Source organism: Cellulomonas sp. Leaf334 (assembly GCF_001424195.1).
Taxonomy (GTDB): domain Bacteria; phylum Actinomycetota; class Actinomycetes; order Actinomycetales; family Cellulomonadaceae; genus Cellulomonas.
In genome coordinates this window covers 2,180,454-2,207,193 of the sequence record NZ_LMOO01000001.1, presented here as the reverse complement: position 1 = coordinate 2,207,193, position 26,740 = coordinate 2,180,454, and the positions used below count along the sequence as shown (strand labels likewise).

Genomic DNA, 26,740 nt, shown 5'->3' with positions numbered 1-26,740 from the left:
TCCGTCGACCGTATGAAGACCTGTTCACCGCGGCAACCGGGCGGGGTGGGATCACCTGTCCGGCCTAACCGTCGTCAGACGTCCTCGGGGTCCACCAGAAAGTCCGCCTCGTCGGCGATCTCGCCTCCGATCGCGGCGTGCACCACGCGCGCGACAGCCTGCACCAGCGGCGCGGCGCGGGACCGGGCGACGCGGTGCTCGAACGACGGCCGCTCGGCCTCGAGCTCCTCGATGAACGGGGGCTCCCAGTGCACGCGGTAGGCGACGACGCCGCCCTGGGTCCATGGCAGGTCGCGCATGAGGGGCGGCAGCGCGGTCTCGACGCCGGCCTCGACGGACAGGGTCCCGTCGTGCCCGAGGTCGACGAGCACGCCGTACGCCTCGGGGACGGGCGGCACCGCGAGCATGAGCTCGTCGTACGCGGACGCCTCGTCCATGAGCCGCTGCCGCTCGGCCTCGTCGTCGACCCCGTGGCGCTCCAGGGCTGCGGACAGCCCGCGCCCGCCCGCCTCGGCCACCCAGCCGGGGCGGCCACGGGCGTCCCGGCCGACGCCGGGGGTGGGTCCGGTCCAGGTGCTCGTGGCCTCGCTGAGCCGCGCGCGGGGCTGCACCTGCTGGACGACGGCGAGCGCCTCGGCCGGTTCGAGCCAGGAGTCGGACAGGACGGTGAGGTCGATGGCGCTGTCGACGTCGGGCGTGAGCACGGTGCCGTTCTCGCCGGTGCGCACGGAGCCGCCGAGGCGGCGGGCGGCGGCGACCATCCACTGCAGGACGCGCTCCTCCTCGCGGATCGGCATGCCGTCGGGGAACGCGCGCTTGAGCCCGTCGCGGTCACCGCCCGGGTAGGGCTTCTCGCCGCGCTCCCGCGGGCAGACCAGCACGTACGCGAGGGTGGACGCCGCCGGCAGCCCGAGGCTGACGGCGTCGCCGGTCTCCATGCGGAACGGGCCGTTCAGCGTCGAGAGGCGCGCGAGCCGGAGCGTGCGGGTCGGGATGGTCGCGGAGCCGACGGATCGGATGCCGAGCGCGGCGGTCATCGGACCGATGATCCCGCGCGGCTGCAGCGTGTCCTGGGGCGCCTCCTCCCACCGGGCGTTGGCGAACCGGCTGATGGCGAGCACCTCGACCTCGTCGGCCGCGACGTCCGGCGGGAGCGCGAGGATGTGGCGGTCGCGGAGACCGGGGTCGTCGGCGGGGAGGCGGGTGAGCTTCGCCATCGCCTCAGACGTCCGTCCGGTGGAAGTTCTGGAAGGAGCGCGATGCGGTCGGGCCGCGCTGCCCCTGGTATCGCGAGCCGTACTCGGAGGACCCGTACGGGTGCTCGGACGCGGACGACAGCCGGAAGAAGCACATCTGCCCGATCTTCATGCCGGGCCACAGCAGGATCGGCAGCGTCGCGACGTTGGACAGCTCGAGGGTCACGTGCCCGGAGAACCCGGGGTCGATGAACCCGGCCGTGGAGTGCGTGAGGAGCCCGAGCCGCCCGAGCGACGACTTGCCCTCCAGCCGCGCGGCGATGTCGTCGGGCAGCGTCACGGCCTCGTACGTGGACCCGAGGACGAACTCGCCGGGGTGCAGCACGAACGGCTCCCCCGGGGACGCCTCGACCAGCCGCGTCAGGTCGGGCTGGTCGGCCGCGGGGTCGATGAACGGGTACTTGTGGTTGTCGAACAGCCGGAAGTACCGGTCGAGCCGCACGTCGATGCTCGACGGCTGGAGCATGGCGGGCTCATAGGGGTCGAGGGCCACGCGGCCCGACTCGAGCTCGGCCCTGATGTCACGGTCGGAGAGCAGCACGGGGCCACGGTAGTCCGGTTGCCGGTCGGCTCAGGGCAGGTCCGCCTCGTGGACCAGGAGGGCCACCTGCGTCCTGTTCTCCAGGCCGAGCTTGAGCAGGACGCTGGACACGTGCGCCTTGACGGTCGCCAGGGTGAGGTAGAGCTCGGCACCGATCTCGGCGTTGCTCGCGCCCCGCCCGAGGGCGACGACGACGTCCCGCTCCCGGTCGGTGAGCAGCGCGAGGGACGCCCGCGCCGCCGCACGGCTCCCGCCCGCACGGGCGGTCGTGTCCATGAGCCGACGGGCCACCCGCGGCGACAGCACCGGCTCCCCGGCGGCCGCCGCCAGGACCGCCTCGACGATCCGCCGCGGCTCCGTGTCCTTCAGCAGGTAGCCGCTCGCACCGGCGTGCAGGGCGGCCTCGACCTCGGCCGCGGTGTCGAACGTGGTGAGCACGACCACCGCGGGCGGGTCCCGACGGGCGCGGACGGCCCGGGTCGCCGCGATGCCGTCGGTGCCGGGCATCCGCAGGTCCATGAGCACCACGTCGACGGGGTGCGCGTCGAGCGCGGCAGGGACGGCGGACCCGTCGGACACCTGCGCGACGACGCTGATCCCCTGCGCGCCGTCGAGCAGCAGCGTCAGCCCGGACCGCACGAGCGCGTCGTCGTCGACGACGATCACCCGGACGCTCACGGCGTCCACGGTAGCCACGCGTCGAGCACGTACCCGCCGTCCGCCGGTCCGGCCCGCAGGGTCCCGCCGAGCAGCTCGACCCGCTCCCGCAGCCCGACCAGCCCGGTGCCGGTCCCCGACCCGAGCCCGCGGCCGCCCGGCCCGTTCGCCACGCGGACACGCAACCCGTCGCCCCCCTCCACCCGCACCTCGACCGTCGCACCGGGGGCGTGCCGTCGCGCGTTGGTCAGCCCTTCCTGGCAGGTCCGGTAGACGGCGAGCCCGAGGGTCGAGGGCAGGACGAGGTCGGCGACGTCCCAGGTCACGACGGTCCCCGCGGCGCGCTCCTGGTCGGCGAGCGCGGCGAGGTCGGGCAGCCCCGGCGCGGGCCGCAGCTCGTCGGGGCCGGCCCGCAGCACCCCGATCACCGTCCGCAGGTCCTCCAGCGCCTCGCCCGCGCTCGCTCGCACCACCCCGGCCGCTGCTGCGACCTGCTCCGGCGACAGGTCGGTGCGGTACTCCAGCGCTCCCGCGGTCGTCGCGAGGAGGGTCAGCCGGTGCGCGAGGGTGTCGTGCATCTCGCGGGCGATCCGGGCGCGTTCCGCCGACCGCGCCTCCTCGACCTTGCGCACCTGGTCCTGTTCGGCGGCCCGGGCGCGCGCCCGCCACTGCTCGACCAGGGCGTCCCGGGTGCGGCCGTAGGCCCCCCAGCCCAGCAGCGCGGCGTGCACCGCGACGTCGCACAGCAGCCACCAGCCGAGCGGCAGCCCGACGGAGCGCCACAGCGCCTGCACCGCGTGCCCGACGATGCTCGCGCACGCGACGGGGACCGCGATGCCCAGCCGCTCGCGGCGTGCGACGACGTACGTGCCGGCGGTCGCCGCGGGGGTCGCAGCCGGGCTGAGCGCGGCGAGGACGCCCAGGACCATTCCGCCGAGCAGCGGGCGGCTGCGCAGGAACGGGAGGACGGCGACGGCCGCGACGCCGAGCGCCAGGTCGACCGCGAGCGGGACACCGTCCACCCGCGCGGCCCACGCAGCCAGGGCCGTGAGCGTGAGCATCCCGACGAGCAGCCCGAGCAGGACGGGGGTGTGGCGGCGTGGGTTCATGCGGTGAGCGTAGGAACGCCTCTCACAGACCCACCACCGACCAAAGGAGGGGGCGGGACGGACCTCCGGCCGGGGCCCAGGGACACCGACCGCGACCAGTGTCGACGTCGTCCACCTCGACGTCAGGAGAACCTCATGTCCCGTCCCGTCCCCGTCTGGCTCGTCGCCGTCGCCGCGACGGCCCTCGCCCTCGCCGTCTGGGTGCTCGCGGTCCCGGTCGCCGGTGTCGACCTGGCGGCCGGCACCCCCGCCCGGACCGTCGGAGCCGTGTCCGTCGTCGTCACGACCCTCGTCGTCACCCTGGCCGCGTGGGGCGTCCGCACGCTGCTCCGCCGACGCACCCCGGTCGCGTGGTGGCTCACCTGCGGGGTGGTGCTGGCCGTCTCGCTGCTCGGCGCCCTGGGCGGCACGTCGCCGGCCGCGGTCGGCACCCTGGTCGCCCTGCACCTGGTCGTCGGCCTGACGGTCGCGGCAGGCCTGGACCCGCGTCGGGCCACGGTCGCCGACCCGGTGCGCTGACCGGTCGGCGCCCGCGTCCGTCTACCGCTCGCCGGTGGACGACGCGGGCGCGACCGTCGGCAGCACCCGCGACGGTGCGGTCGCACCGGCGGACGTGCTCGGCGTCGGCGTGGGCGTCGGGAGCGGTGGCCACGGGAACTGGTCGTTGCACGAGATCATCGTGTCGAGCTGGTCGGCCGTGCAGGTGTCCCTGCCGTCGCCACCGTCGAGACGGTCGTTCCCCTCGACCCCGTCCGCGCCGCGCAGCGTGTCGTGGCTGCCGCTGCCGCGCAGCACGTCGGCGCCCGGCCCGCCCTCGAGCGTCACCGGCCACCTGATGCTGGTGAGCACGTCGTCCCCGTGCCCGCCGACGACCTCCTCGATGTCCGGCGAGGAGCTCCACGGGGCGGGCACCCCGACCGAGTCCCCCTCACCGGGCTCCCCGTCGCCACCGATCCCGTCGAGGGTCACGGTCACGGGGCCGGTGCGCGCGCTGTAGTCGACGACGTCGTGCCCGGGTCCCCCGACGAGCTGGTGGGCGCCGTCCGGCGACGCCCCGGTGACGAACCGGTCCGCCCCCTGGCCACCCTCGGCACGACCGCTGCCGGCACCGCCGTCGAGCACGTCGGAGCCCCAGCCGCCCTGGAGCAGGTCGTGGCCGTCCCCGCCGAGCAGGGTGTCGTCGCCGTCGCCGCCGACGAGCACGTCGTCACCGCCGAGTCCCGAGACCCGGTCGTCGCCGGCCCCGGCGCAGATCACGTCGGCGCGACGCGTGCCGACGAGGACGTCGGGGCCGTCGGTGCCCCGGATCGTGCAGGCGTGCCCCGGCGAGGTGTCGTAGCGGACGTAGTCCCAGCTCGAGCTGCCCTGGTGCGTCTCGAAGCCGAGCGCGATCGTGCCGGCGCCGCGTCCCGTGAGGGTCCGGTCGAGCACCGTCCGACCGTCCACGGTCAGCCGCAGGTGCTGCCCGCGGGCCTCGAGGTGGTACCGGTGCCACCGGTGGGTGTCGAGTGCGATCACCTCGCGGTCCTCGTACGGGTAGGCGAGGCAGAGCTCGCCGGGGCCGAACCCGATCTGCACGAGGTCCAGGGTGTCGCCCACCCAGAGCGTCGTCGCGGGCGCGGTTCCGGTCTCGTCGAGGCACGGTCGCGTCGAGTCGGCGCCGAGCCGCATGCGGAAGTCGACGTCCCAGCCGGTCAGCCGGCCCGCCGCGCCGGTCCACTCCGACGGGGCGGCGTACTCCCGCAGCATGACGAGGGTCTCCTCGCCGATGGTGATCGTGCCACCGCGGGTCGACGCGACGGGGTCGCTGCTGAACCCGAGGACCTCCCACCCGGGGCCCAGCGCCCGGCCGAACTCCTCGCGGTGGACGTCGCCCGCGGACGCCGGGGCTGCGAGCAGCAGGACGGCGGCCAGTGCCGTCGCCAGGGTCAGGCCGAGCCGGGTCCGTCTCATCGTCGAGCTCCCCACGTGTCAGATGGTGAGCACCGTAGGGGCTTGCCGGTCTGCGAAAAGTTTCGTTCCTGCGGACCTGCACGTTCGGGCGGGCCCGACCGGGGTCGGCGCAGGAATCGCTTCGTCCGTTCCGCCACGCGACTCGGGCGGCTATGCTCTCGTCCGAGAGTTGCGTGGGAGCGCTCTCGCACATGCACATCGCACACCGAACAGCGCCGGCGACGACGCGTCCCGCACTGCAGCGGGTGTCGACGAGCCGCGGGCGCCACTGCCGAGCACTCGAGGGGCAAGTCCATGCGGTACGGCCAGTTTGACGACGAGGCACGCGAGTACGTCATCGAGACGCCTCACACGCCCTATCCGTGGATCAACTACCTGGGGTCCGAGCAGTTCTTCTCGCTCATCTCGCACCAGTCCGGTGGCTATTCGTTCTACCGCGACGCGAAGATGCGCCGCCTCACTCGTTACCGGTACAACAACATCCCCGCGGACGCCGGCGGCCGGTACTTCTACGTCAACGACGGCGGCGACGTGTGGACCCCGTCGTGGCTGCCGGTCAAGGCGGACCTGGACCACTTCGAGACGCGGCACGGCCTCGGCTACACGCGCATCACGGGTGAGCGCCGCGGGATCTCCGTCGAGACGCTGTTCTTCGTGCCCATCGGCGAGACCGCCGAGATCCAGAAGGTCACGGTCACCAACACCTCCGACGAGAGCAAGACGATCACGCTCTTCTCGTTCGTCGAGTTCTGCCTCTGGAACGCGCAGGACGACCAGACCAACTACCAGCGCAACCTGTCGATCGGCGAGGTCGAGGTCGAGCAGGACGGCCCCTACGGGTCGGCCGTGTTCCACAAGACCGAGTACCGCGAGCGCCGCGACCACTACGCCGTCTACGGCGTGAACACGCGGGCCGACGGCTTCGACACGGACCGCGACACGTTCGTGGGCGCCTACAACGGCCTCGGCGAGGCGACCGTCCCCCGCAGCGGCGCGTCCACCGGCTCGGTGGCCTCCGGCTGGTACCCGATCGGCTCGCACTCGGTGAACCTCACGCTGGCTCCGGGCGAGTCCCGCGCGCTGACGTACGTGCTCGGCTACGTCGAGAACCCCGACGAGGAGAAGTGGGCCGACGACGCCCACCAGGTGATCAACAAGGAGCGCGCGCACGCGCTGCTGGGCCGCTTCGCGACCACGGAGCAGACGGACGCCGCGTTCGAGCAGCTCCGCGCGCACTGGACCGGCCTGCTGTCCACGTACTCGGTGAAGTCGGACGACGAGAAGCTGGACCGGATGGTCAACATCTGGAACCAGTACCAGTGCATGGTCACGTTCAACATGTCGCGCTCGGCGTCGTTCTTCGAGACCGGGATCGGCCGCGGGATGGGCTTCCGCGACTCCAACCAGGACCTGCTGGGCTTCGTGCACCTCATCCCCGAGCGTGCGCGCGAGCGCATCATCGACATCGCGTCCACGCAGTTCGAGGACGGCTCGGCGTACCACCAGTACCAGCCGCTGACGAAGCGTGGGAACAACGACATCGGCTCGGGCTTCAACGACGACCCGCTGTGGCTCATCGCGGGCGTGGCCGCGTACATCAAGGAGACCGGCGACGTCGCGATCCTCGACGAGCCCGTGCCGTTCGACAACGAGCCCGGCTCCGAGGTCCCGCTGTTCGAGCACCTGGTCCGCTCGTTCCAGTTCACGGTGGACAACCGTGGTCCGCACGGCCTGCCGCTCATCGGCCGCGCCGACTGGAACGACTGCCTGAACCTCAACTGCTTCTCGACCACCCCCGGCGAGTCGTTCCAGACCACCGAGAACCAGGCGGGCGGGCACGCCGAGTCGGTGTTCATCGCCGCCCAGTTCGTCCTGTACGGCGCGGAGTTCGCAGAGCTGGCGTCGCGGCGGGGACTCACCGAGGTGGCCTCGCAGGCCCGCAAGGTCGTCGACGAGGTCCGGGCCGCGGTGCTCGAGCACGGCTGGGACGGCGAGTGGTTCCTGCGCGCGTACGACTACTACGGCAACCCGATCGGCACGGACGCCAAGCCCGAGGGCAAGATCTGGATCGAGCCGCAGGGCTTCGCGGTCATGGCGGGCATTGGCGTGGACAGTGTCGACGGCCTGAACGACGAGTCCCCCGCCATCAAGGCACTGGACTCCGTCGGCGAGATGCTGGGCACCCCGCACGGCCTGGTGCTCCAGTACCCGGCGTACACCACGTACCAGATCGAGCTCGGCGAGGTCTCCACGTACCCGCCCGGGTACAAGGAGAACGGTGGCATCTTCTGCCACAACAACCCGTGGGTGATCATCGGCGAGACCGTGGTCGGCCGTGGCGCCAAGGCGTTCGACTACTACAAGCGGATCACGCCGGCGTACCGCGAGGAGATCTCGGACACGCACAAGCTCGAGCCGTACGTGTACGCGCAGATGATCGCGGGCAAGGAGGCGTCGCGCGCCGGCGAGGCCAAGAACTCGTGGTTGACCGGTACTGCGGCGTGGAACTTCGTCGCGGTCTCCCAGTACCTGCTCGGCGTGCGGCCCGACTACGACGGCATCGTCGTCGACCCGCAGATCGGCCCGGACGTCCCGTCGTTCACCGTCACGCGCGTCGCCCGCGGCGCCACGTACGAGATCCACGTGACCAACTCCGGCACCGAGGGCGCCCGCGGGCGCCTCACCGTCGACGGCACCCCGGTCGAGGGCAACCTCGTCCCGTACGCCGCCGAGGGCTCGGTCGTCCGCGTCGAGGTCACCGTCTGACCCCGCAGGGGGCTGACGGGATGCTCTGATGACTGCGCTCCAGGAAGTCGAAGCGCTTACGTCGCCTCTCGACGTCGACACGCGCCTGATCACGCTCCGCAACGACCGGTGGGAGCTCGACGTGCTCCCCGCCACGGGCGGCGCCCTCGCGGGCGGTCGCATCCGCACGTCCGACGGGGTCTGGCGCGACCTGCTGCGCCCGACCCGGCCGACCGCGACGGGCGAGGCGGAGAAGTGCTCCAGCTTCCCGATGGTCCCGTGGTCCAACCGGATCCGGGACGGGGTGCTCCCGTTCCGCGGCCGGACCTGGCAGCTGCAGCGCAACGGTGCGGACGGCACGGCCATCCACGGCGCCGCGCGGCACTCGGCGTGGACGGTCACCGACCTGACCGAGACCCGCGTGGTCCTCGAGCTCGACACCACCGGCCTCGTCGGCGTGAACTTCCCCTGGCGGTTCCGTGCGCAGATCACCTACGCGCTCAGCGGTCACAAGCTCACCGTCGGCACGGCGGTGCGCAATGTCGACCTCGAACCGTTCCCCGCCGGCTTCGGGCACCACCCGTACCTGCAGCGCACGCTGTCGCCGCTCGGCACGTCGGCGCCCCCGACCCCGGGCCAGCCGGTGCTCGAGGTCCCCGCGCAGAAGGGCTACGCGCTGGTCAACGCCCTCCCGTCGGGTCCGGCGGGCACCGTCCCGCAGCGCGCCGACTTCCGTGTGGCCCGACCGCTGACCTCGTCCTTCATCGACGACGTGCTCACCGCGTGGGAGCCCGGCGCACCGGTGCGGATCAGCTACCAGGACCTCGGCGTGAACGTGGACCTGCACGTCGACCCCGTGTACGCCCACCTCGTCCTGTACGCGCCCCGCAAGCGCCCGTACTTCGCGGTGGAGCCCGTCACCAACGTGAACGACGGCTTCGCGCTGCACGACGCCGGGGTGCAGGGCACGGGTGTCTTCGTCCTCGAGCCCGGCGAGGAGCGCTGCGGGGCGTTCACGCTGACCGTGCGGACCTGAGTTCGCTCGTCCCAGCCATCCGGGTATGCTCTCTCTCCGGACCGATCCGTCGGTCCACGCGGGTGTAGTTCAGTGGCAGAACTTCAGCTTCCCAAGCTGATAGCGCGAGTTCGATTCTCGTCACCCGCTCCCATCGCCCCACCGACGTCGCGCGGACGGTCATCCGTGGACCGGCGCGACCTCGATCACCACGTTGCCGATCTTCTGCCCGGTCTCGACGTACCGGTAGGCCTCGACGATCCGGTCCAACGGGTAGTACCGGTCGACGACGGGCCGGAACGTCCCCGACTCGATCAGGTGCCTCAGGTGGTTCACGACCGCCTGGCTGTCCAGCGGCAGGGGGCAGACCACGGTCCTGCCGGGGAGCAGCCTGGTGACGAGCGCGAGGAGCGGGTTCTGGCCGGTTCACCGTGGTGGCGTGGACCCGGACGAGCACCTCGTCCTCGCGTGGGACCGGTGCGTCGACGTCGCGCACGGGTCCGTACCTGGTGTGCACCGCAGCCCTCATGGACGCGAGGCTAGTGGGCTCGCCATCGGCACCAGCGTGGTTGTCGGCGGAACACGATCGGCACCGACGCCGACCGCGCGCTCATCCCATCGGGTGAAGCGCCCACGGACGGCTCGTGTCCGGCGCTAGGTTGGCGCCACCCTCGCGGACCGTGTCGTGGTCACCGCGCAGCACGGAGCACGGAGACCACCTATGCACGCACGCGTCGCTCGTCCGCTCGTCGGCTCCCTCGTGCTCGTCGGGGCGCTCGTGCCGGCACCCGCGTCTGCGCACGTCGCCGGGCTGCCGGCGGCTGTCGTGCCTGCCGCGGCGGAGGCCTCCGACGACGCCGTCGGCGAGCAGGCGGCCGGTCGGGTGCTCGTCCGTTTCGCCGACGGCGCGACCGCGAACCAGACGTCAGCCGCCCGCGCGGCCGTCGGCGCGACGGACGCGGGGGCCGTCGGGGCGACCACCTGGCGCCTGCTCACCGTCACCCGCACCGACCTGTCCGCGGTCGCCGCGGAGCTGCGGGGGGCGGCAGGCGTGTCGGCCGTGCAGCTGGACCACGTGCGGGAGGCAGCCGGCTGGCCGTCCGACCCCGAGCTGGCCTTCAGCTCGTTCACGTACACGCGTGCCCAGGTCGAGTCCGTCCGCCTCCCGCGGGCGTGGGACGCGGGCAGCGGAGTGGGCACGGTGGTCGCGGTGGTCGACGAGGGCACCGACGCCACGGACGCGGACCTCGCCGAGGCGGTGCTGCCGGGCATCGACCTCGTGCCCGCCGAGCCGGATCCCCAGCTCACCCAGTCCCATCACGGCACGGCCGTCTCGAGGATCGTCGCCGCCCGCGCCGACAACGGGATCGGCTCGGCGGGTGTCGCCCACGGGTCGCGGGTCCTCCCGGTTCGCGTCCTGGACCAGCAGCGGCGCACGCCGGACTCCCGGCTCGCCCAGGGCATCGCCCGCGCGGTCACGGAGGGGGCCGACGTCGTGAACGTGTCGATCGCCGGCCCGGCCACGTCGCCGGTGCTCCGGGACGCGATCACGGCCGCGACGGCGGCAGGTGTCGTGGTGGTCGCCGCGGCGGGCAACGAGGGCACCGAGGCACCGCAGTACCCCGCGGCCTACGCCCCCGAGATCGCCGGCCTGCTGTCGGTCTCCGCCAGCAACCACGCGATGTCCCTCCCGTCGACCAGCTGGGGCGACTCGGTCACGCTCGCCGCACCGGGCCAGCACCTGGGGCTCGAGGGCACGTCGTCGGCGGCGGCGGTCGTCAGCGGCGTCGCCGCCCTGGTCCGTGGCCGGTTCCCGGCACTGACCCCGGCGGAGGTCGAGCAACGGCTGGTGCAGACCGCTCAGGACGCCGGCCCCCGCGGGCAGGACCCGTGGTTCGGGTCGGGCATCGTGGACGCTGCGGCGGCGATCACGCTCGGCGACGCCGCCCCGGCCGCACCCCGCGTCCCGCTGGTCCGCGTCGCGGGCGACCCCGGCGCGAGCGACGACACGCGAGACACAGCGCGGGCGCTGCCTGCATCCGGAGCGGACGCCACCCTCGCCCCCGAGGGCGACGTGGACTGGTACCGGTTCGACGCACCCGCCCGCGGCCTGTACTCGCTCACCGTGGCCGGGGCGGCGTTCGAGCCGACCGTCGAGGTCCGCGACGCGTCCGGCAGCATCGTCGGCTCGATCGACCGTCGGGTGCCGGGCACACCGATCACGATGGCCGCGGCGGCGGCCGGGCCCCTCTACATCGGCGTGTCCACAGCGGGCGGAGCAGCCGTTCCCTTGAGCTATCGCATCGCCGTCAGCGACACCCCTGCGCGCACGGCGTTCGTCTCGTCGTCCGTGCAGGTGGAGCGGATGACGGGCAAGTTCGGCGTCGGGGACCTGACGGGCGACGGCATCCTCGACGTGGCCTCGACCGCCGGCACCCCCGCCCGGATCGTGGTGCTCCCGGGGCTCGGCGACGGACGCCTCGGGCCCGAGAGCACCACGGCAGCGGACCCCCTGCCCACCGGCGAGGGCGCACTGTGGGCCGTCGCGGTCGCGGACCTCGACAGCGACGGGGACGACGACCTCGTCTACGCCCGGAGTCGCGGCTTCACGTCGTGGGACGAGGGATTCCGGACGTTCCTGCAGTCGGACGGCCACCTGTCACCGGGTGACGTCGTCGGTGGAGGCGGGAAGGGCGAGGACGTCGTCGCGGCGGACATGAACGACGACGGGCACGTCGACCTCGTGCTCACCAGCCTCCTCCCGTCGACCGCCCCGTTCCCCTACCCGACCTACAGCACGACCGTCGCGCTCAACGACGGGGCGGGCCACTTCACGTCCGGCCCGGCCTTCCAGCACACCTGGCGGTGGGCGAGGGCCGGGGACGTCGACGCCGACGGCCGCGTCGACGTCATCGGGTCGAGCACCTGGCACCGCCAGCTCGCGGACGGGACCTACCAGTCGCAGGACCTGCCGGCGGTGAGCGTCGAGGACGGTGACGTCGCGGTCGCCGACCTCACCGGGGACGGGCACCCCGACGTCGTGCGGACGGACCGGAGACGTGCGCTGCTGTGGGTCCACCCCGGTGTCCCCGGCGGGGGATTCGGTCCGCCCGCGTCCTACGGCGTCGGCAGCTCGAGCGTCGACGCCCTGCCCCTCACCGTGGCCGACGTGGACGGCGACGGCCTCGCCGACGTGGTCGTCGACAACGTCGACGAGGACATCGTCCACATCTGGTACCAGAAGCCCGACGGCACGCTGACCTCACCCGACCGGTTCGGGCTTCCTGCGCACTGGAGCGGCGGATCCGTCCCGTACCGCGAGCAGATCACCGTCGTGGACCTGGACGACGACGGCACGGCCGAGATCGTCTCGGTGGCCGCCGGGGTGTCCGTCATGCATCAGCTCGATCCCGACCACACCGCGGGCCACGGCTGGGTCCGAGGCCTGACGCCCGCCCCGCACGCGTCGGGCGTCGCGGTCCGTCCGACGGTGACGGTCAGGCTGGAGGCACCGATCGAGGCGTCGTCCGTGACACCGACCTCCGTCCGGCTCGTCGACGCCGTCGGCGCAGCGGTGCAGTCCAGCCGCACGTACGACGTCGGGACACGCACGATCCGGCTGACACCGTCGGCCGACCTCGTGCCCGGCGGGCACTACGAGGTGGTCGTCTCCGGTCTCGTGGACACCTCCGGGACGGTCCAGCCTGCGCCGGCGCGGACGTGGTTCACGGTGGCCGCGAGCGGGTCGCGGTTCACGCCCATCGATCCGTGGCGCGTGCTGGACACCCGGGATCCGATGACCGCCGCGTACGGCATCGTGCGCTCCGGCGAGAAGCGGCGCCTGGATCTCGGTTGGCTCCCCGCCGACGCGACGTCCGTGGTGATGACCGTGACGTCGGTCGGTCAGGCCTCGATGGGGAACATCCGTGTCTTCCCCACCGGCTCGGGCGCGGCGCCCGTGGTGTCGAACCTCAACGTCGTACCCGGTGTCGACCAGCCGAACCTGGTCACCGTCAAGGTCGGCGCCGACCGGTCGGTCACCCTCATGCCCGACGGCCCCACCGTCCACCTGATCGTCGACGTCGCCGGCTACTACTCCCCCGGCGGCGCGACCGCGTTCGAGCCGCTGGCTCCGACCCGGGTGATGGACACCCGCGACGGAACGGGCGTGGCGAAGGGGCAGGTGACCGGCGGTCACTGGGTCGACCTGCGCGTGGCGGGCGTCGGTGACGTCCCCGTCGACGCGTCGTCGGTGGTCCTCAACGTCACGGGCACGTCCGTGGCCGGCCGCTGCTACGTCAGCGCCTACCCGACGCCCGATCCCGGTGCCGACCCGACCCCGCCGACGGTCTCCAACCTCAACCTGTACGCCGGCCGGGACCAGGCCAACCTGGTGACCGTCAAGGTCGGCGACGGCGGCCGCGTCCGGTTCTACGTCAGCGCCGCGGCGACCCACCTGGTCGCGGACGTCGCCGGCTACTACACCGCGACCGGCGACAACGGGTTCGTCCCGGTCACCCCGACCCGGCTGGCGGACACGCGTGCCGAGCTCGGGTTCACCGGCCCGTTGCGCTCGGGCGTGCCGGCGGACCTGAAGGTCACCGGGGCCGTGGTGCCGGCCGACGCGACCGCTGCGGTCCTGAACATCGCCGGCGTCGGCCCGAGGCGGCTCACCCACGTGCGGGCGTTCCCGACCACCGTCCCGGCGACGCTGCCGGAGGTGTCGAGCATCAACTTGGTGCCCGGCCGCGACGAGGCCAACCTCGCCGTCCTGCGGCTGGGTGCCGGGGGCAAGGACACGTTCTACGCCGCCTCGTCGGACACCGACCTGGTGGTCGACGCCTTCGGGTACTTCCGCACCTACGACTGAGCCCGACCTCCGACGCTCGCACAGGGTCGGCATCTCCACAGTCCTGGAGATGCCGACCCTGCGACGTCAGGTGCTGAGCGCTACCGGCGCTCGGTCAGCTCCGGCGGTCGAGGCGCATCGGGTTCGCGCCGAGGTCCCCGAAGACGAACCAGGACGTCGCGCCGACGTGCTGGACCTGGAAGTAGCCGAACCCGAACCCGGAGTCGAGGAGGCTGGACGCCGCGACGATCCCGCCGTCGACCTCTACGCCCCCCAGGTGCTGACCGACGCCGAGCACGTCCTGCGCGTGCCGGGCCTGGTCGAGCAGGCCGTCCGCCGCGCGCTTGTCGCCGCGGCGGCCGCGGTCGGCCAGCGACGTCGCGAGCTGGGCGGTGCCCTCCAGCCAGACACCCTGCGGGTGGACGGTGATCCCGTTGTACTGCGCGGTCGAGACGAGGCTCGCCGTGCTGAACGTGACGCCGGAGAGCCGTTCGCCGTCGGGCAGCTGGGACGTCGGAGAGCTCGCGTCGTCCGTGACGGCGAGCGCGGACCCCGCCCAGTCGAGCGCACCCGCGTAGCGCTTCTCGCGCAGCGCGAGCCAGCTCCACGTCGCCGGGTCGAGCGGCACCGGGAACCTGTTGATCTCGATGCCGTCGTTGGTCCCCGTCCAGAAGGTGCCCTGGGCCGGGTCCCACATGCGGTCCACGAACGCGCGCGCGTGGTCGGCGGCCTTCGACCACGCCTTGCTGCGGGTGAGCTCGCGGAGCATGGTGAAGAAGGCGACGCAGTCGATGTTGTGCTCTGTCGAGCCGTTGGGCACCGGCTCGTTCGCGCCGTTGACGCCGAACGAGAAGCCGCCGAGCGGCTGCGTGGACCACGTGGTGGTGGTGATCCAGGTGCCGATGCGGACGGCGGCGTCGAGGTACCGGCGGTCGCGGGTGCGGGCGAAGAGCTGGGCGAGCGCCATCCCGGGCCACGCCATGTCGCCGACGGCGGTGCCGAGGAACCCGAACTGCCAGCCGATGTTCGCCGAGCCGTCCGGCAGGACGAACCCGTACGGCTGCGGGTTGCCGTCGTAGAACGTGTACGGGCCGACGTTGTAGCCCTGCCGCAGGCGGCCGTCGGAGTAGCCGGGGTCGTGCTCCATGGCGTAGATCAGGCCGTCGCCGATGGTGCGTGCCGTCTGCTCCGCGCTGCGGCGTCCGTCGGCGAGCAGCGCGATGACGGCGAGGGCGCTGTCGTACACGAACGCGGTGCTGAACAGACCGAGCTCGTCGGCGTAGCTCTGGGGCAGGCGGGCGCCGGTGTTGAGCGTCGGGTACGCGTCGGTGGCGCTCTGCAGGAACGCGACGGCTGCCCGGCGCGCGGCGGCGGGGCTGCCGTGGGGGTGACCGTGCGGGCTTCCGTGCGCGGCGACCGGGCCGGCGGCGGGCAGCCCACCCGCGGTGGCGCTCGTCGCGCTCGCGGCGACGGCGGCGGCCGCTCCGGTCAGGACGAGGAACGACCGGCGGCTGAGCGCGGCCTGAGCGGGGTGGGAGGAGACGGGGTCGATCGTGGCGTCGGGCATCGCAGGGGACCCTCCAGGGCGGGCGAGCGGGTCGCGGCGGTGCGGCCCGGGACCACGGTAGGGACACATCGGGCTCAACGGAAGATCTGGACAGATCCGACAATCGTTCGGCTCCACCCGGAAGAGTGACACGTGTCCATTCCCCGTGCGTCTGTCGTTGACACGTGTCCGGGGCAACAACCGCGTCAGGTGCCGAACATCTCCTCCGCGAGCCGCTCGACCTCCGCGCCGAGGTCCTCGAGCCGGTCCTGCTGCTCCTGCGGGTACTGGGCGTTCTCGAACCGCGTCGCTGTCCCGACCGTCGCCAGCGCGAGCTCCTTCGGCACCGCCGACTCGTCCGTGAACCGGCCGACGAGAGCGCGCATCGCGTCGAGGAGCTCGGCCACCTCGCGCTCGTCGACGAACTGCCCGCCCCGGATCTGCAGGGGCAACGAGTCGGGACCGATCAGGCGTGCGACGACCACGGCGACGAGGTCTGCGGTGGACGGGTCTGGACGGTCGCTCACGACTCGCGACACTACTGCGCCGGCCCCTGGTCGATGCGCGCAGGGCCGGGATCCCCCACCCTCCTGGGAGTCCCGACCCTGCGACGTCGTACACAGGGTGACGCGTTCACCCGGCAGAGTCAAGTAGTCATTGACCATCGTCACACGAATGCCGTGACCCACCCGCTGACGACACACTCGGCGAACAGCCCGACGGGCCCACGACCGCGTGCCAGACTCCTGCCGTGGCCGCGCCGCGCAGGGAGCTCAAGGGCATCGGGTACGAGCTCTTCATCGGCGCGCTGTCGCTGCTGTCGATCGTCAACCTGTTCTTCGTCGTCCTCACCCGGCAGGACGAAGACCTGCAGAACGTCCTGCTGATCATGAACGCGATCTTCAGCGTCATCTTCCTGCTCGACTTCAGCTACCGGCTGGCGACGGCGCCGTCGCGCTCGGACTACTTCTTCCGGCACTTCGGCTGGGCGGACCTGCTCGCCAGCCTGCCGATCGCCGAGCTCAAGTTCCTGCGCATCTTCCGGCTCGTCCGCGTCGCACGGCTCATGCGCGAGGTCGGTGGTCGCAAGGTCGTGCGGACGCTGATCCGCGACCGCGCCGGCAGCGCGCTGTACACCCTGCTGCTCACGGGCATCCTCGTCCTGCAGTTCGGCAGCCTCACGATCCTGCGCATCGAGGACGACGCCCCGGGCGCCAACATCACGACCGCGTCGGACGCCCTCTGGTACACGATCGTCACCATCTCGACCGTCGGCTACGGCGACCAGTACCCGGTCACCAACGCGGGGCGCGTGGTCGGCGCGATGATCATCGTCGTCGGCGTCGGCATCTTCGGGACGTTCACCGGCTACCTGGCCAACCTGTTCCTGTCACCGCACAAGAAGGCGCCGGAACCGGTCGACGCCCTGACCCAGCTGCGGGACGTCCTCGCCCTGCCCGGTGTCACCGTCGAGGACGTCGACCGCGTGCTCGCCCTGCACCGGGACGGCCCCGTCACGTGAGGTCGAGCGTCAGCGTCCTGCCCCAGTCGTGGCGGGCGGCCTCGACGAAACCGGTGCGCGTGTAGAACGCGATGGCGCCCTCGTTGCGGCTGTCGACGCCGAGGTGCAGGCCCGGCACACCACGCTCGCGCAGGGCCGCCGAGAGGGTCTCGACGAGCCGACGACCGAGGCCGAGGCCCTGGGCCCGCGGGAGCAGGTCGATGTGCATGTGCGCGGGGAACCGGTCGAGCAGGGACTCGTCCGCGCCGGCCCACTCGTGGATCCGACCGATCACCACATGGTCCTCGGTGCCGTCGTGCGGATCCACGCGCTCGGGGTAGCGGGCGCGCAGCGTCGGCCACCACTGCCGCTCGAGCCACTGCTCGAACCGGGCCGAGTCCGCCGTCGCCACGATGTAGCCGACGGGACCGAGCTCGTCGACGACCACGAACGTCAGTGTCGGGTCCGCCACCGGGTAGGGACCGGCGTACAGGTGCCCCAGCAGGTCGGGGTCGCGGTACAGCCTCGTCGCGTCACCACCGACCTCGCCGGTCAGCAGGCAGATCCGGTAGAGCGCCGGGAGGTCGGACGGGTGGAACGGGCGGATCGTCCCGGGTGCGGCAGGCATGCACACGACTTTCTCACGCGTTCACAGCAATCCGGGTTCCAGGATCGGCTCCGACGTGCCGATGTCTAGGGAGTGACGCTCATCACCGACTCCGCCCCCGACCTGCTGCACCAGGCGTTCATCGTCGCCGTCGGCAACTGCGACGACGACGGCAACCCCCTGGGCCCGCTGTACAGCGTGCTGAGCAGCGCGACGACGTTCCACGCGAGCGTCGTCGTCCCGACACCTGAGGAGGCGTTCGCGCTCGCCCGCGAGCAGATCGCCGCTCAGCCCGACCCCGGATCGTGGGAGATCATCTCCCTGCTGCACTGACCTCAGCCGGGCTTCACGCCGAGGCGCTGTACGTCTTGTCGGGCCAGTAGGCCCACTCCTCGAACAGCTCTGCGCGCCCGTCCGGCCCGAACCGCAGCACCCACAGGTCCCGGTACTCCTGCGGCTCGTCGCCGCCGTACCGGACCTCCACCCGGACCACCGCGTCCGGACCGTCCGCCGCGACCACCGTCGCGGTCATGGTGAACGGCGTGGGGTCCACCCAGAACCCCTTGATCGCGTCGAGCCCTTCCAGCGGCTCCGCGTCGTACGGCGAGCGCAGGTAGCGGGCGTCCGGTGCGAAGAGCCCGTCCAGGGCGTCCACGTCCTGCGCCCGCCACGCCTCCTCGTACCGCTCGACCCATCCCGTGACAGCATCCCGGCCCATCGGTGGCTCCTCCGCTCGGTTGTGGCCCCGAGTCTCCACCCGACCACCGACGCGACCTCAGCGCACTCTCGGCCCGACCTCCCCGCGACGGAGCACGGACAGCTCCACACGCGAGCGCAGCTGCTCAGCGGGCAGCACGTGCGCGAGGTCGACGAGCACGCGGTCGCACGCGGCGACCACGGACCCGAGGTCCGCGTCCGGGTCGACGGTGGCGCGCAGCCGCACGACGAGCTCACCGCGATCGTCCAGCACCGCGCCGCGCGCGGAGCGGACCAGGGGATCGTCGGCGAGCACGTCCGCGGCGGTCGAGACGGCCGGGCCGGGGTCGACGACGAGCCTGCCGGGCTGCTCGCCGGACGGCAGCCGGAGCGACCCGACGGACCGCCGGGGCACGTGCGCCAGCAGCCACCAGACCCCGATGACGACGAGCGCCCCGCCGACGAGGCCGGCCAGGACCGCGAAGCTCGACGCCTCGGTCACCTGCGCGGAGTCGACGGCGACCTCGTCGGGGACGTCGGGCCACACGGACGCCAGGAAGCCGGTCTGCCAGCCCACGGCGGCGACGCCGACGACGATCAGCAGGAGGCCGAGGAGCAGGACGAGCACCCGGTCGAACGCCAGGACGGAGCGCCTCATCGTCGGCCACCTCCCGCGTGCAGACCGGCGGTCACGCGACCGACGACCTTGACGGGCAGCGGCTGCGCGAGCGGCGCGAGGCGCTCGGTGACGGCCGCGCGGACGGCCTCGGAGACGTCGTCGCCCTCGAGCGTGGTCACCGTGACGGTGACGGAGCGGCGGGTGGCGGTCGCGCGGGCGGACAGGACCCGGTCGACCTCGTCGGCGGCCGACGCGGCGAGCCGGGCGGCGTCGGCGATGCCGATCGTCGTCCCCGTCGAGGACGTGACGTCGAGCCGCGTGCGGACCCGGCGGCCCAGCGCGACGACCACGAGCCACAGACCGAGCAGAGCGAGGACGACGCCGATCACGACGACCAGCGGGGACGGCGTGACGCCGTCGACGCTGTCGACCGCCGGGGCGAGCCAGGGTTCGCCCTGCACGGTGCCGGCGACGACGAGCGCCTCCCGCAGGACGAGGACGCCGAGGGCGACGACGAGCAGGGCGAGCCCGATGCTCCACCACGCGACGCGGCCCGCGCGGGTGGCGGCGGCGGCGGGCGCGAACCCGCGGGGGGTGTCGACGGTGGTCATCGCACCCTCGCGACCGGACGCGCCGACGGCCCGCGGACGACCTCGCGCACCGCGACGCTCACGTGGGCGAGCTCCTGCCCGGCCTGGCGCTCCAGCTCCTGGCGCAGGGCGGCCTGGACACCGGTGGTGACCTGGGCGGCAGACGACGGCCACGTGATGGCCACCTCGACCTCGACGCGTGCCGTCGTGCCGGCGCGCTGCCAGTGGACCCGCGGGTACCCGCGGCCGAGGGTGCGCTCCACCGCGCCGGCCGAGTCCTCGGGGGCGACGCCCGGCACGTCGAGGGTCACCTGCCGGGCGATGCGCGTGAGGGCGCGGTCGGCGATGGTGAGCGTGCCGCGGTCGTCAGCCACGGCCACGGCCGGAGACGAGGCTGGTCACGTCGATCCGGCCCTCGACGACGAGGCCGACGACCACGCCGACGGCGCCGAGCAGCAGGGCGAGCATGAACATGTCGAACCCGCCGACGGCGGCGACGAGGGCGAGCAGCAGGCCGGCGAACAGCCCGATGGCGACAGATGACACGGTGGCTCCTCAGACGATGGTGTCGATGTCCTCGACGTGGACTCGGACGGGCATGGGCGCGACCGCGGAGACGGCCCGCTGGACCCGCGCCGCCGTGTCGGGCACGGGGACGAGGTCGGAGACGACGACGTGCACCTCGGTGCCCTCGTCGTCGATCCGGACGCCCGTGACCCGGCGGCCGGGCAGGTAGGTGCCCAGCTCGCCGAACCGGCCGCCGTGCAGGCGGACGACGCCGGGGACCGCCAGCACGGCCGCGGCGACGACCTCGGCCGGGGTGAGCGGCTCCGGGTCCGGGACGACGTCGTCGATGACGACGACGAGCGCCGGGTCGACGGCGGGCGACGGGTCGACGGCGGGCGACGGGTCGACGACAGGCAGGGGCGCGACGTCCGCCGCGACCTCCAGCGGCGTCGGCACGTGCTCCGGGACGTCGGTCACTGGACCCGCTGCTCCTGCGGGGCTGCCGGCTGCGCGTCGTCCTGGGGCAGGTGCACGTCGTTGACGGTCACGTTGACCTCGACCACGTGCAGGCCGGTCATGCGCTCGACGGCGCTGATGACGTTGCGACGGATCCCGTCGGCGAGGTCGGCGATGGACACGCCGTACTCGGCGACGAGGTCCAGGTCGACGGCGGCCTCGGTCTCGCCCACCTCGACGGAGACGCCCTGCGAGTGGTTGGTGCGGGCGCCCGGGATGCGCTCGCGCAGGTTGCCGATGGCGCGGGCGGTGCCGCCACCCAGGGAGTGCACGCCGCTGACCTCGCGTGCGGCGATGCCGGCGATCTTGCTGACCACCGTGTCGGCGATCGTGGTGCTGCCCTCGGCGGTGACGAGCGCGCTCTGCCGGGTGCGGGCGGCGGGGGCGGTGACGGTCGTGGCGGACTCGCTCATGGTGACCTCTCTCGACGGATGCGTACACAGGGTTGGTCGCTGTTCCTCCCGGTTCGTCACGGGCGTTCGATGTGACCTGGGTCACATCCGTCGGGATGCGGCGGGAGGCCGCCGGACGCACGCTGCTCGGGATGGACACCGACGAGATCCCGGACGAGGTGCTCGCCCGCCGGGCGGCGCTCCTCGACCGCGCCGCGTTCCGGGTGATCGTCGACCGACATGGTCCGTCGCTCTATCGCTATGCCCGCCGCATGCTCGATGATCCACAGGACACCGAGGACTGCGTGCAGGAGGCGTTCGCCGCCGCGTGGACCTCGTTGCCGCAGTTCGCGGGCCGGTCGTCGCTGCGCACCTGGCTGTTCGCCATCACGGCGCACAAGGTGCGGTCCCTGCAACGCCGGCGGGCTCGTACCGCTCTTCCCCTGCCGTTCGTCCCGGTCGAGGAGGTGGACCGCCACGCGATCGACCCGGAACGCTCGGCCGAGGGCACGGACCTTCTCGACGCGCTGAACGCGGCGCTGCGCGAGCTCCCCCCGGGGCCGCGCTCGACGTGGCTGCTGCGGGAGGTGGAAGGCCTGTCCTACGACCAGATCGCGGAGGTGTCCGGCACGACGACGAGCACGGTCCGCGGCCAGCTCCACCGGGCGCGCGGGCACCTGATCCAGCGGATGGAGGCGTGGCGATGAACGCGGAACAGCGGCTCACACAGGCTGCCCGGACGCTGCGCGAGCACACCGACAGCGGCTGGGTGGCCCTGCGCGACGACGTCGTCGCGGTCGCCGTCCGGGCGTTCCGACCCTCCGCCCCGGTCCGCGGCTCGCTGCCGGGCGCGGAGCTGTTCGTGGCGTCCACGGTCGTCGTGGCCCGCGTGGGTGCGACGCTCGCCGCGGTCCCGGACGTCGGCGTCCTGCGGATCACGTGCACCACCACGGCCGACGACGACCTGGACCGGCTGACCGTCGAGGTCATCGCGCTGTACGGCACCCCGCTGGTCCCGCTGGCCGACGAGGTCCGCCGCCTCGCCGCCGCCGCCGTCGCCGAGACGCTGGGCCTCACCGACCCGCCCGTCGACCGGATCCGGGTCGACGTCTCCGTGCAGGACGTCACCCCCGACCCGCGCCTGCTGTAGCCGCCGACCTGCGTGCCGACCTCCGCGGTCGGCGCCGTCGTAGGACACACTCCTCTGTGTGACCGACCTGCTCTCCTCCCCCCGCCTGCAGGGCGAGTCGGGTGCGGTCGACCATCGCGCCGACTGGTCGTGGCTCCCCGACCCCGCGGACATCCCGACCGAACCGGGGCTGGCACGCGCGCGCGACGAGGCCGAGCGGCTGCTCGCGGACCACGGCGTCACGTACGGCGCGGACTCCGAGGACGGGGAGCACCCCTGGCACCTGGACCCCCTGCCCGTCATCGTCGACGAGCCGGAGTGGGCCCGCCTGGACGCGGCACTCGTGCAGCGGGCGGAGCTGCTGGACGCGATCCTGCAGGACGCGTACGGCCACCGCCTGCTCCTGACCGACAAGCTCCTGCCGCCCACGGTCGTGCTCGGTCACCCCGGGTTCGTGCGGGCGGTCGACGGGTTGCGGCTGCCCGGCGGGCGGGAGCTGGTGCTCACCGCGACCGACCTGGTGCGCGACGGCGCGGGCGGGTGGTGCGCGGTCGCGGACCGGACGCAGGCGCCGTCGGGGGTCGGGTACGCGATGGAGGACCGGCGCGTCGTCTCGCAGGTGCTCTCGGGGGTGTACCGGCAGGCCTCCATCCAGCGCCTCGGACCGTTCTTCCGTGCGTTGCGGCTCGCGCTGCGCGACGTGGCCCCCGGGCGCGCCGAGCAGCCGCGCGTCGTCCTGCTCACGTCCGGGCCGTCCAGCGAGACCGCGTTCGACCAGGCGTACCTCGCCTCGATGCTGGGCCTCCCGCTCGTCGAGGGGTCCGACCTGCTGGTCCGCGACGGCCGGGTCTGGATGCGCGGCGTCGAGGGCCTCGAACCGGTGGACGTGGTGCTGCGGCGCGTCGACGCCGAGTGGTGCGACCCGCTCGACCTGCGGCAGGGGTCGCGACTCGGCGTGCCCGGGCTGGTCCGGGCGGTTCGTGCCGGGACCGTGAGCGTGGTCAACCCCCTGGGCAGCTCGGTGCTGGAGAACCCCGCGCTGCTCACGTACCTGCCGCGGCTGGCGAACGCGGTGCTCGACCAGGACCTCGCCCTGCCGTCGGCCCCCACCTGGTGGTGCGGCGAGCCGCGGTCGCTGCAGCACGTCGTGACGCACCTCGAGCGGCTCGTGGTGCTGCCGACCGTCCGGGGGACGGACGTCGGCACGATCCTCGGCTGGACCCTGAGCCACCGCGAGCGCGAGCAGCTCGCCGCCCGGATCAGCGCGGAGCCGTGGCAGTGGGTGGGCCAGGAGCCCGTGGGCCCGGCCGGCCCGACCGTCGACGGGACGCCGGTGGGCGTCGGGAGCGACCTGCCGTCCGCGGAGGGCGTCGGTCCGGCCGACCTCGGTCCGCGGGCCGCGGTGCTGCGGACGTACGCGGTCGCGCACGGCGGGTCGTACACGGTGCTGGCCGGCGGGCTCGCGCGCGTCGCGCCGGGGCACGTCGTCTCGTCGGCCCTGGGCGCCGCCGCGAAGGACGTCTGGGTGCTGTCCACGCAGCCGGACGCGCCCGTCGAGCCGTCGGTGCCCTCCGACGAGTCCGCGGCGGGCGAGGTCGCGACCCCGCGCCGCCCCGCGACGGGCATCTCGCCGCGCACCGCCGAGAACCTGTACTGGATGGGCCGCTACGCCGAGCGGGCCGAGGACGCCAGCCGCGTGCTGCGCGTCGTCGTCGACCGCTGGGACGACTTCCACCGGCGGCCGGCGTCCGCGGGCGGTCGTGCGCTCGACGTGCTGATCTCGTCGCTGACGCCCACCGACCAGGGCGCGCCGTCGTTCCGGGACCTGGTCCTCGACCCGCGGACGGCGGGGACGGTCGCGCGCTCGGTCCGTCGGCTCGCTGCCGCGGCGGCCGCCGTGCGGGACCAGCTCTCCACCGACACGTTCGGTCCGCTGGCGCGCATCGAGCGGGCGCTGCGCGACGAGCGTGGCAAGACGCGCGGCCGGACGCACGGCCGGGACGCGCTCGACCTGGGGGTCGTCGCCGGCAACACGGTCACGGCCGGCCTGCGGCCCGCGCTCGACAAGGTGCTCGAAGGGCTGCTGGCCATCGCCGGGATCACCGCCGAAGGGCTGGTGCGTGACGTCGGCTGGCAGTTCCTCGACGCGGGCCGGCGTATCGAGCGCGCGCAGCACCTGGTCGAGAGCCTGCTGGCGACGGTCGTGCAGCGCCGGCCCGCCGACGTCGACGCCGTGGTGCTGGAGTCGGTGCTGCTCGCGCACGAGTCGGCCATCACGTACCGCCGCCGTCACCAGACGGGTGCCGGCCTGGCCGAGGTGCTGGACCTCCTGCTGCTCGACGGCACCAACCCCCGCTCGCTGGCCTACCAGCTCGACCGGCTGCAGGAGTCGCTCGCCCTCGTCCCCCTGGCCGGCCGGGCACCGGACCAGCGCGACCACCTGCTGTCCGACGTCGTCGACCTGCTGGCCGAGGTGGACCCCGTCGCGATCGCCGCCGCCGTCACCGACGACGGCCGGCGCGCACGGCTCGCCGAGACCCTGGAGTCGATGCTCTGGCGGCTGCACTCCGCGGCCGACGAGATCGAGCGTGTGCACTTCGTCCGGCTCTCCCCGAGCCGCGCGCTCGAGGACCCCTGGGACGCCCGGGACGGTGGTGGCGAGTGAGCCGCACCTACGACCTCGTCCACCGCACCACGTACTCGTACGCGAACGTGGTGACCGACTCCTACGGCCGCACGACGATGACGCCCCGCGACGTCCCCGGACAGTCGTGCCTGTCGACGTCGGTCGAGATCGAGCCGGCCCCCGCGGACACCAACCAGTGGGTCGACTACTTCGGCAACCGCACCACGTACTTCGGCGTCACGACACCCCACACACGGCTCGTGGTCGCGTCCCGGTCGACGATCGAGGTCACCCGGCAGGCGCCCGACCCCGCGACCCTGCCCGCCGTCGGGTGGCACGAGGTGGCGCGACGGGTCGCCGCCGGCGAGGTCGGCCGGCTGGACCCGAGCATCGTGGACCTGCGCGAGACCCTGCTGCCGTCGCCGCACGTCACGTTCGCCGACGAGGTCCGCGACTGGGCGGCCCCGACGTTCGCGACGGACCGCCCGATGGTCGAGGTGCTGGTCGAGCTCGCGCACCGGATCCGCACCGAGCTGGCGTACCGGTCGGGCTCCACCACGGTGCACACCACGCAGGCCCAGCTCCTCGCGCAGAAGGCGGGCGTCTGCCAGGACTTCGCGCACCTGATGATCGCCGCGCTACGCCTGCACGGGCTGCCCGCGCGGTACTCGAGCGGCTACATCGAGACCCGCCCCCCGGCCGGCCGGGAGAAGCTCCGGGGCGCCGACGCGTCGCACGCGTGGGTGTCGGCGTGGGTGCCCGGGGCGGGCTGGGTGGAGGTCGACCCGACCAACGACCAGCTCGTCGACGACCGGTACGTGCTGCTGGGCTGGGGCCGCGACTACGACGACGTCCCGCCGCTGCGCGGGGTCATCTTCACGGAGGGCTCCGGCTCCCGGCTCACGGTGTCGGTCGACCTGGTGCCCTCGGGCAGCGAGCCCTTCGCCTAGCGCCGCGCGGTCGCCCGGTCCTGGAGCTCGCCCGGCGTGACGATGAACCCGCCGCTGTCCACGACGGTCCCGCCGACCGCCCGCCACAGGGCAGCGGCGATGCGCGCGACCGACGGCTCGACCCGCGACCGTGCGATGAGGTGCAGCTGCGACGGGTGCTCCTGGCGCAGCTCCTCGGGCTCCGGCGGGATCCAGGTCACGTGGTACGACCACGGCCCGAACTCCCGCCAGTCGAGCCGGGACAGGGCGACGGGCACCTCGCTCGACCGGCCGGTCCGGACGGTGACCGCCCCGTCGTACTCGAACGTCGCGGTCACGGAGAACGTCGGCGGGCCGGGGGTCCCCTCGGACTGCTGCGGGTGCGGGACGTCCGTCGGTCCGACGCGCGCACCCGTCATCGCCGGGCGCACCAGCGGCAGGGCGTCCTGCGCGGACAGCGGCATGGCCGACCAGAGCGTGAGGTCGACCGCCGCCCCGGGGTCGGGCACCACCACGGCGTGCGCCCGGTCCGCGGGGACGATGCTGCCGGCGACCCGACGCGCGGCCGCAGCCATCCAGCCGTAGACGAGGTCGAGGGACGCACGGGGGTCGGCGGGGACCAGTGCGTACAGGTCGACCGCCGGCACGACGAGACCGGTCGTCCGCGCGGTGGACGGACCTGCCGGTATCGGTCCTTCGAGGGACGCGGCGCCGTTCAGCCGCAGCAGACCGGGGCTCGGCTCGGCGACGGCCGAGGCGATGCCCCGGAACCGGGCACCGGTCATCGGGCGGGACCTCGCCGCGTCGTCGACGCTCACCGGCTCGCGCACCCAGGTGGCGTCGGGGAACCAGGCGGTGGCCAGGACGACGACGTCCGCGCCGTGCGGGACAACGAGGACATTTCGCCCGTCCAGCTCCCTGGGCAGGTCGACCAGCGGCAGGCTCATGCCGGAGGAC

General features: G+C 73.4%; 27 protein-coding genes and 1 tRNA gene. 11 read left to right on the top strand and 17 right to left on the bottom strand.

Features of this window, described 5'->3' with window-relative positions:
• Positions 1-74 precede the first annotated feature (74 nt).
• The 4 genes from ASF78_RS10255 to ASF78_RS10240 are packed head-to-tail and all read right to left on the bottom strand — an operon-like array spanning position 75 to position 3,563.
• Positions 75-1,217 carry a hypothetical protein gene (locus tag ASF78_RS10255; RefSeq protein WP_056587673.1) on the bottom strand — a complete coding sequence of 381 codons (1,143 nt, stop codon included), beginning with the start codon at positions 1,215-1,217 and terminating at the stop codon, positions 75-77.
• A gap of 4 nt (positions 1,218-1,221) precedes the next feature.
• Positions 1,222-1,797: a dCTP deaminase gene (gene dcd / locus ASF78_RS10250; protein WP_056587671.1), complete on the bottom strand. Its 576-nt coding sequence runs from the start codon at positions 1,795-1,797 to the stop codon at positions 1,222-1,224.
• Positions 1,798-1,827: 30 nt separating this feature from the next.
• Complete coding sequence (locus tag ASF78_RS10245; RefSeq protein ID WP_200940541.1) at positions 1,828-2,475, bottom strand: response regulator transcription factor; 648 nt, start codon at positions 2,473-2,475, stop codon at positions 1,828-1,830.
• On the bottom strand, positions 2,472-3,563 hold the full coding sequence (locus ASF78_RS10240; protein ID WP_056587665.1) for a sensor histidine kinase: 1,092 nt from the start codon (positions 3,561-3,563) through the stop codon (positions 2,472-2,474). The genes ASF78_RS10245 and ASF78_RS10240 overlap by 4 nt, the downstream gene beginning before the upstream one ends.
• Positions 3,564-3,698: 135 nt before the next feature.
• Between ASF78_RS10240 and ASF78_RS10235 the strand changes: the two genes are divergently transcribed.
• Positions 3,699-4,082: a DUF6069 family protein gene (locus tag ASF78_RS10235; RefSeq protein WP_056587662.1), complete on the top strand. Its 384-nt coding sequence runs from the start codon at positions 3,699-3,701 to the stop codon at positions 4,080-4,082.
• Between the two features lie 21 nt (positions 4,083-4,103).
• Here ASF78_RS10235 and ASF78_RS10230 read toward each other — a convergent pair whose 3' ends face one another.
• On the bottom strand, positions 4,104-5,516 hold the full coding sequence (locus ASF78_RS10230) for a calcium-binding protein (RefSeq protein ID WP_056587660.1): 1,413 nt from the start codon (positions 5,514-5,516) through the stop codon (positions 4,104-4,106).
• A 294-nt stretch (positions 5,517-5,810) separates the two neighbouring features.
• Between ASF78_RS10230 and ASF78_RS10225 the strand changes: the two genes are divergently transcribed.
• From ASF78_RS10225 to ASF78_RS10215, 3 genes are all read left to right on the top strand, one after another.
• Positions 5,811-8,282 (top strand): GH36-type glycosyl hydrolase domain-containing protein, encoded by a 2,472-nt coding sequence (locus ASF78_RS10225; protein WP_056587657.1) that lies wholly within the window; start codon positions 5,811-5,813, stop codon positions 8,280-8,282.
• A gap of 28 nt (positions 8,283-8,310) precedes the next feature.
• Positions 8,311-9,297, top strand: coding sequence for an aldose epimerase (locus ASF78_RS10220; protein WP_056587654.1), 987 nt, complete (start codon positions 8,311-8,313; stop codon positions 9,295-9,297).
• 58 nt (positions 9,298-9,355) lie between these two features.
• A tRNA-Gly gene (locus ASF78_RS10215) sits at positions 9,356-9,426 on the top strand.
• Positions 9,427-9,456: 30 nt separating this feature from the next.
• Here ASF78_RS10215 and ASF78_RS10210 read toward each other — a convergent pair.
• A complete protein-coding gene (locus ASF78_RS10210; protein WP_200940540.1) occupies positions 9,457-9,612 on the bottom strand; it encodes a zinc-binding dehydrogenase in 156 nt (51 codons plus the stop codon).
• A 385-nt stretch (positions 9,613-9,997) separates the two neighbouring features.
• Between ASF78_RS10210 and ASF78_RS10205 the strand changes: the two genes are divergently transcribed.
• Complete coding sequence (locus tag ASF78_RS10205) at positions 9,998-14,146, top strand: S8 family serine peptidase (RefSeq protein ID WP_056587648.1); 4,149 nt, start codon at positions 9,998-10,000, stop codon at positions 14,144-14,146.
• Between the two features lie 94 nt (positions 14,147-14,240).
• Here the strand turns inward: ASF78_RS10205 and ASF78_RS10200 are convergent, their stop codons facing one another.
• Together ASF78_RS10200 and ASF78_RS10195 are read right to left on the bottom strand one after the other, a co-directional pair.
• Complete coding sequence (locus ASF78_RS10200; protein WP_056587647.1) at positions 14,241-15,692, bottom strand: hypothetical protein; 1,452 nt, start codon at positions 15,690-15,692, stop codon at positions 14,241-14,243.
• 185 nt (positions 15,693-15,877) lie between these two features.
• Positions 15,878-16,198 carry a hypothetical protein gene (locus ASF78_RS10195; protein WP_056587643.1) on the bottom strand — a complete coding sequence of 107 codons (321 nt, stop codon included), beginning with the start codon at positions 16,196-16,198 and terminating at the stop codon, positions 15,878-15,880.
• Between the two features lie 224 nt (positions 16,199-16,422).
• On the opposite strand from ASF78_RS10195, the gene ASF78_RS10190 reads away from it, so the two are divergent.
• On the top strand, positions 16,423-17,193 hold the full coding sequence (locus tag ASF78_RS10190; protein WP_056587641.1) for an ion transporter: 771 nt from the start codon (positions 16,423-16,425) through the stop codon (positions 17,191-17,193).
• On the opposite strand, the gene ASF78_RS10185 is transcribed toward ASF78_RS10190, so the two are convergent.
• Positions 17,186-17,800, bottom strand: coding sequence for a GNAT family N-acetyltransferase (locus tag ASF78_RS10185; protein WP_056587638.1), 615 nt, complete (start codon positions 17,798-17,800; stop codon positions 17,186-17,188). The genes ASF78_RS10190 and ASF78_RS10185 overlap by 8 nt on opposite strands.
• A gap of 72 nt (positions 17,801-17,872) precedes the next feature.
• Here ASF78_RS10185 and ASF78_RS10180 point away from each other — a divergent pair, with 72 nt between their 5' ends.
• Positions 17,873-18,112 (top strand): hypothetical protein, encoded by a 240-nt coding sequence (locus ASF78_RS10180; protein WP_056587636.1) that lies wholly within the window; start codon positions 17,873-17,875, stop codon positions 18,110-18,112.
• Positions 18,113-18,125: 13 nt separating this feature from the next.
• On the opposite strand, the gene ASF78_RS10175 is transcribed toward ASF78_RS10180, so the two are convergent.
• From ASF78_RS10175 to ASF78_RS10145, 7 genes are read right to left on the bottom strand one after another with little or no spacing between them, the layout of a single operon-like run.
• Positions 18,126-18,497, bottom strand: a complete 372-nt coding sequence (locus ASF78_RS10175) for a nuclear transport factor 2 family protein (protein WP_056587634.1) — start codon at positions 18,495-18,497, stop codon at positions 18,126-18,128.
• Positions 18,498-18,554: 57 nt separating this feature from the next.
• A complete protein-coding gene (locus ASF78_RS10170) occupies positions 18,555-19,133 on the bottom strand; it encodes a hypothetical protein (protein ID WP_056587631.1) in 579 nt (192 codons plus the stop codon).
• The gene (locus ASF78_RS10165; protein ID WP_056587629.1) at positions 19,130-19,705 is read right to left on the bottom strand and encodes a DUF6286 domain-containing protein; all 576 of its coding nucleotides are present in this window, start codon (positions 19,703-19,705) and stop codon (positions 19,130-19,132) included. Before ASF78_RS10165 ends, ASF78_RS10170 begins: the two co-directional genes overlap by 4 nt.
• Positions 19,702-20,064 carry an Asp23/Gls24 family envelope stress response protein gene (locus tag ASF78_RS10160; RefSeq protein ID WP_056587626.1) on the bottom strand — a complete coding sequence of 121 codons (363 nt, stop codon included), beginning with the start codon at positions 20,062-20,064 and terminating at the stop codon, positions 19,702-19,704. The genes ASF78_RS10165 and ASF78_RS10160 overlap by 4 nt, the downstream gene beginning before the upstream one ends.
• Positions 20,051-20,230 (bottom strand): hypothetical protein, encoded by a 180-nt coding sequence (locus tag ASF78_RS10155; RefSeq protein WP_056587624.1) that lies wholly within the window; start codon positions 20,228-20,230, stop codon positions 20,051-20,053. Before ASF78_RS10155 ends, ASF78_RS10160 begins: the two co-directional genes overlap by 14 nt.
• A gap of 9 nt (positions 20,231-20,239) precedes the next feature.
• Positions 20,240-20,668 carry a hypothetical protein gene (locus tag ASF78_RS10150; RefSeq protein WP_200940539.1) on the bottom strand — a complete coding sequence of 143 codons (429 nt, stop codon included), beginning with the start codon at positions 20,666-20,668 and terminating at the stop codon, positions 20,240-20,242.
• The gene (locus tag ASF78_RS10145) at positions 20,665-21,120 is read right to left on the bottom strand and encodes an Asp23/Gls24 family envelope stress response protein (RefSeq protein ID WP_056587621.1); all 456 of its coding nucleotides are present in this window, start codon (positions 21,118-21,120) and stop codon (positions 20,665-20,667) included. The genes ASF78_RS10150 and ASF78_RS10145 overlap by 4 nt, the downstream gene beginning before the upstream one ends.
• 131 nt (positions 21,121-21,251) lie before the next feature.
• Here ASF78_RS10145 and ASF78_RS10140 point away from each other — a divergent pair, with 131 nt between their 5' ends.
• From ASF78_RS10140 to ASF78_RS10125, 4 genes are read left to right on the top strand one after another with little or no spacing between them, the layout of a single operon-like run.
• Entirely contained in the window at positions 21,252-21,806 is a 555-nt protein-coding gene (locus tag ASF78_RS10140; protein WP_056588488.1) for an RNA polymerase sigma factor, read from the top strand.
• A complete protein-coding gene (locus ASF78_RS10135) occupies positions 21,803-22,249 on the top strand; it encodes a hypothetical protein (RefSeq protein ID WP_156374098.1) in 447 nt (148 codons plus the stop codon). The genes ASF78_RS10140 and ASF78_RS10135 overlap by 4 nt, the downstream gene beginning before the upstream one ends.
• A 58-nt stretch (positions 22,250-22,307) precedes the next feature.
• A complete protein-coding gene (locus tag ASF78_RS10130; protein ID WP_056587613.1) occupies positions 22,308-24,893 on the top strand; it encodes a circularly permuted type 2 ATP-grasp protein in 2,586 nt (861 codons plus the stop codon).
• Positions 24,890-25,804, top strand: a complete 915-nt coding sequence (locus ASF78_RS10125) for a transglutaminase family protein (protein ID WP_056587610.1) — start codon at positions 24,890-24,892, stop codon at positions 25,802-25,804. Before ASF78_RS10130 ends, ASF78_RS10125 begins: the two co-directional genes overlap by 4 nt.
• Here the strand turns inward: ASF78_RS10125 and ASF78_RS10120 are convergent.
• Complete coding sequence (locus ASF78_RS10120; protein WP_056587606.1) at positions 25,801-26,730, bottom strand: hypothetical protein; 930 nt, start codon at positions 26,728-26,730, stop codon at positions 25,801-25,803. The genes ASF78_RS10125 and ASF78_RS10120 overlap by 4 nt on opposite strands.
• Between the last annotated feature and the right edge of the window lie 10 nt (positions 26,731-26,740).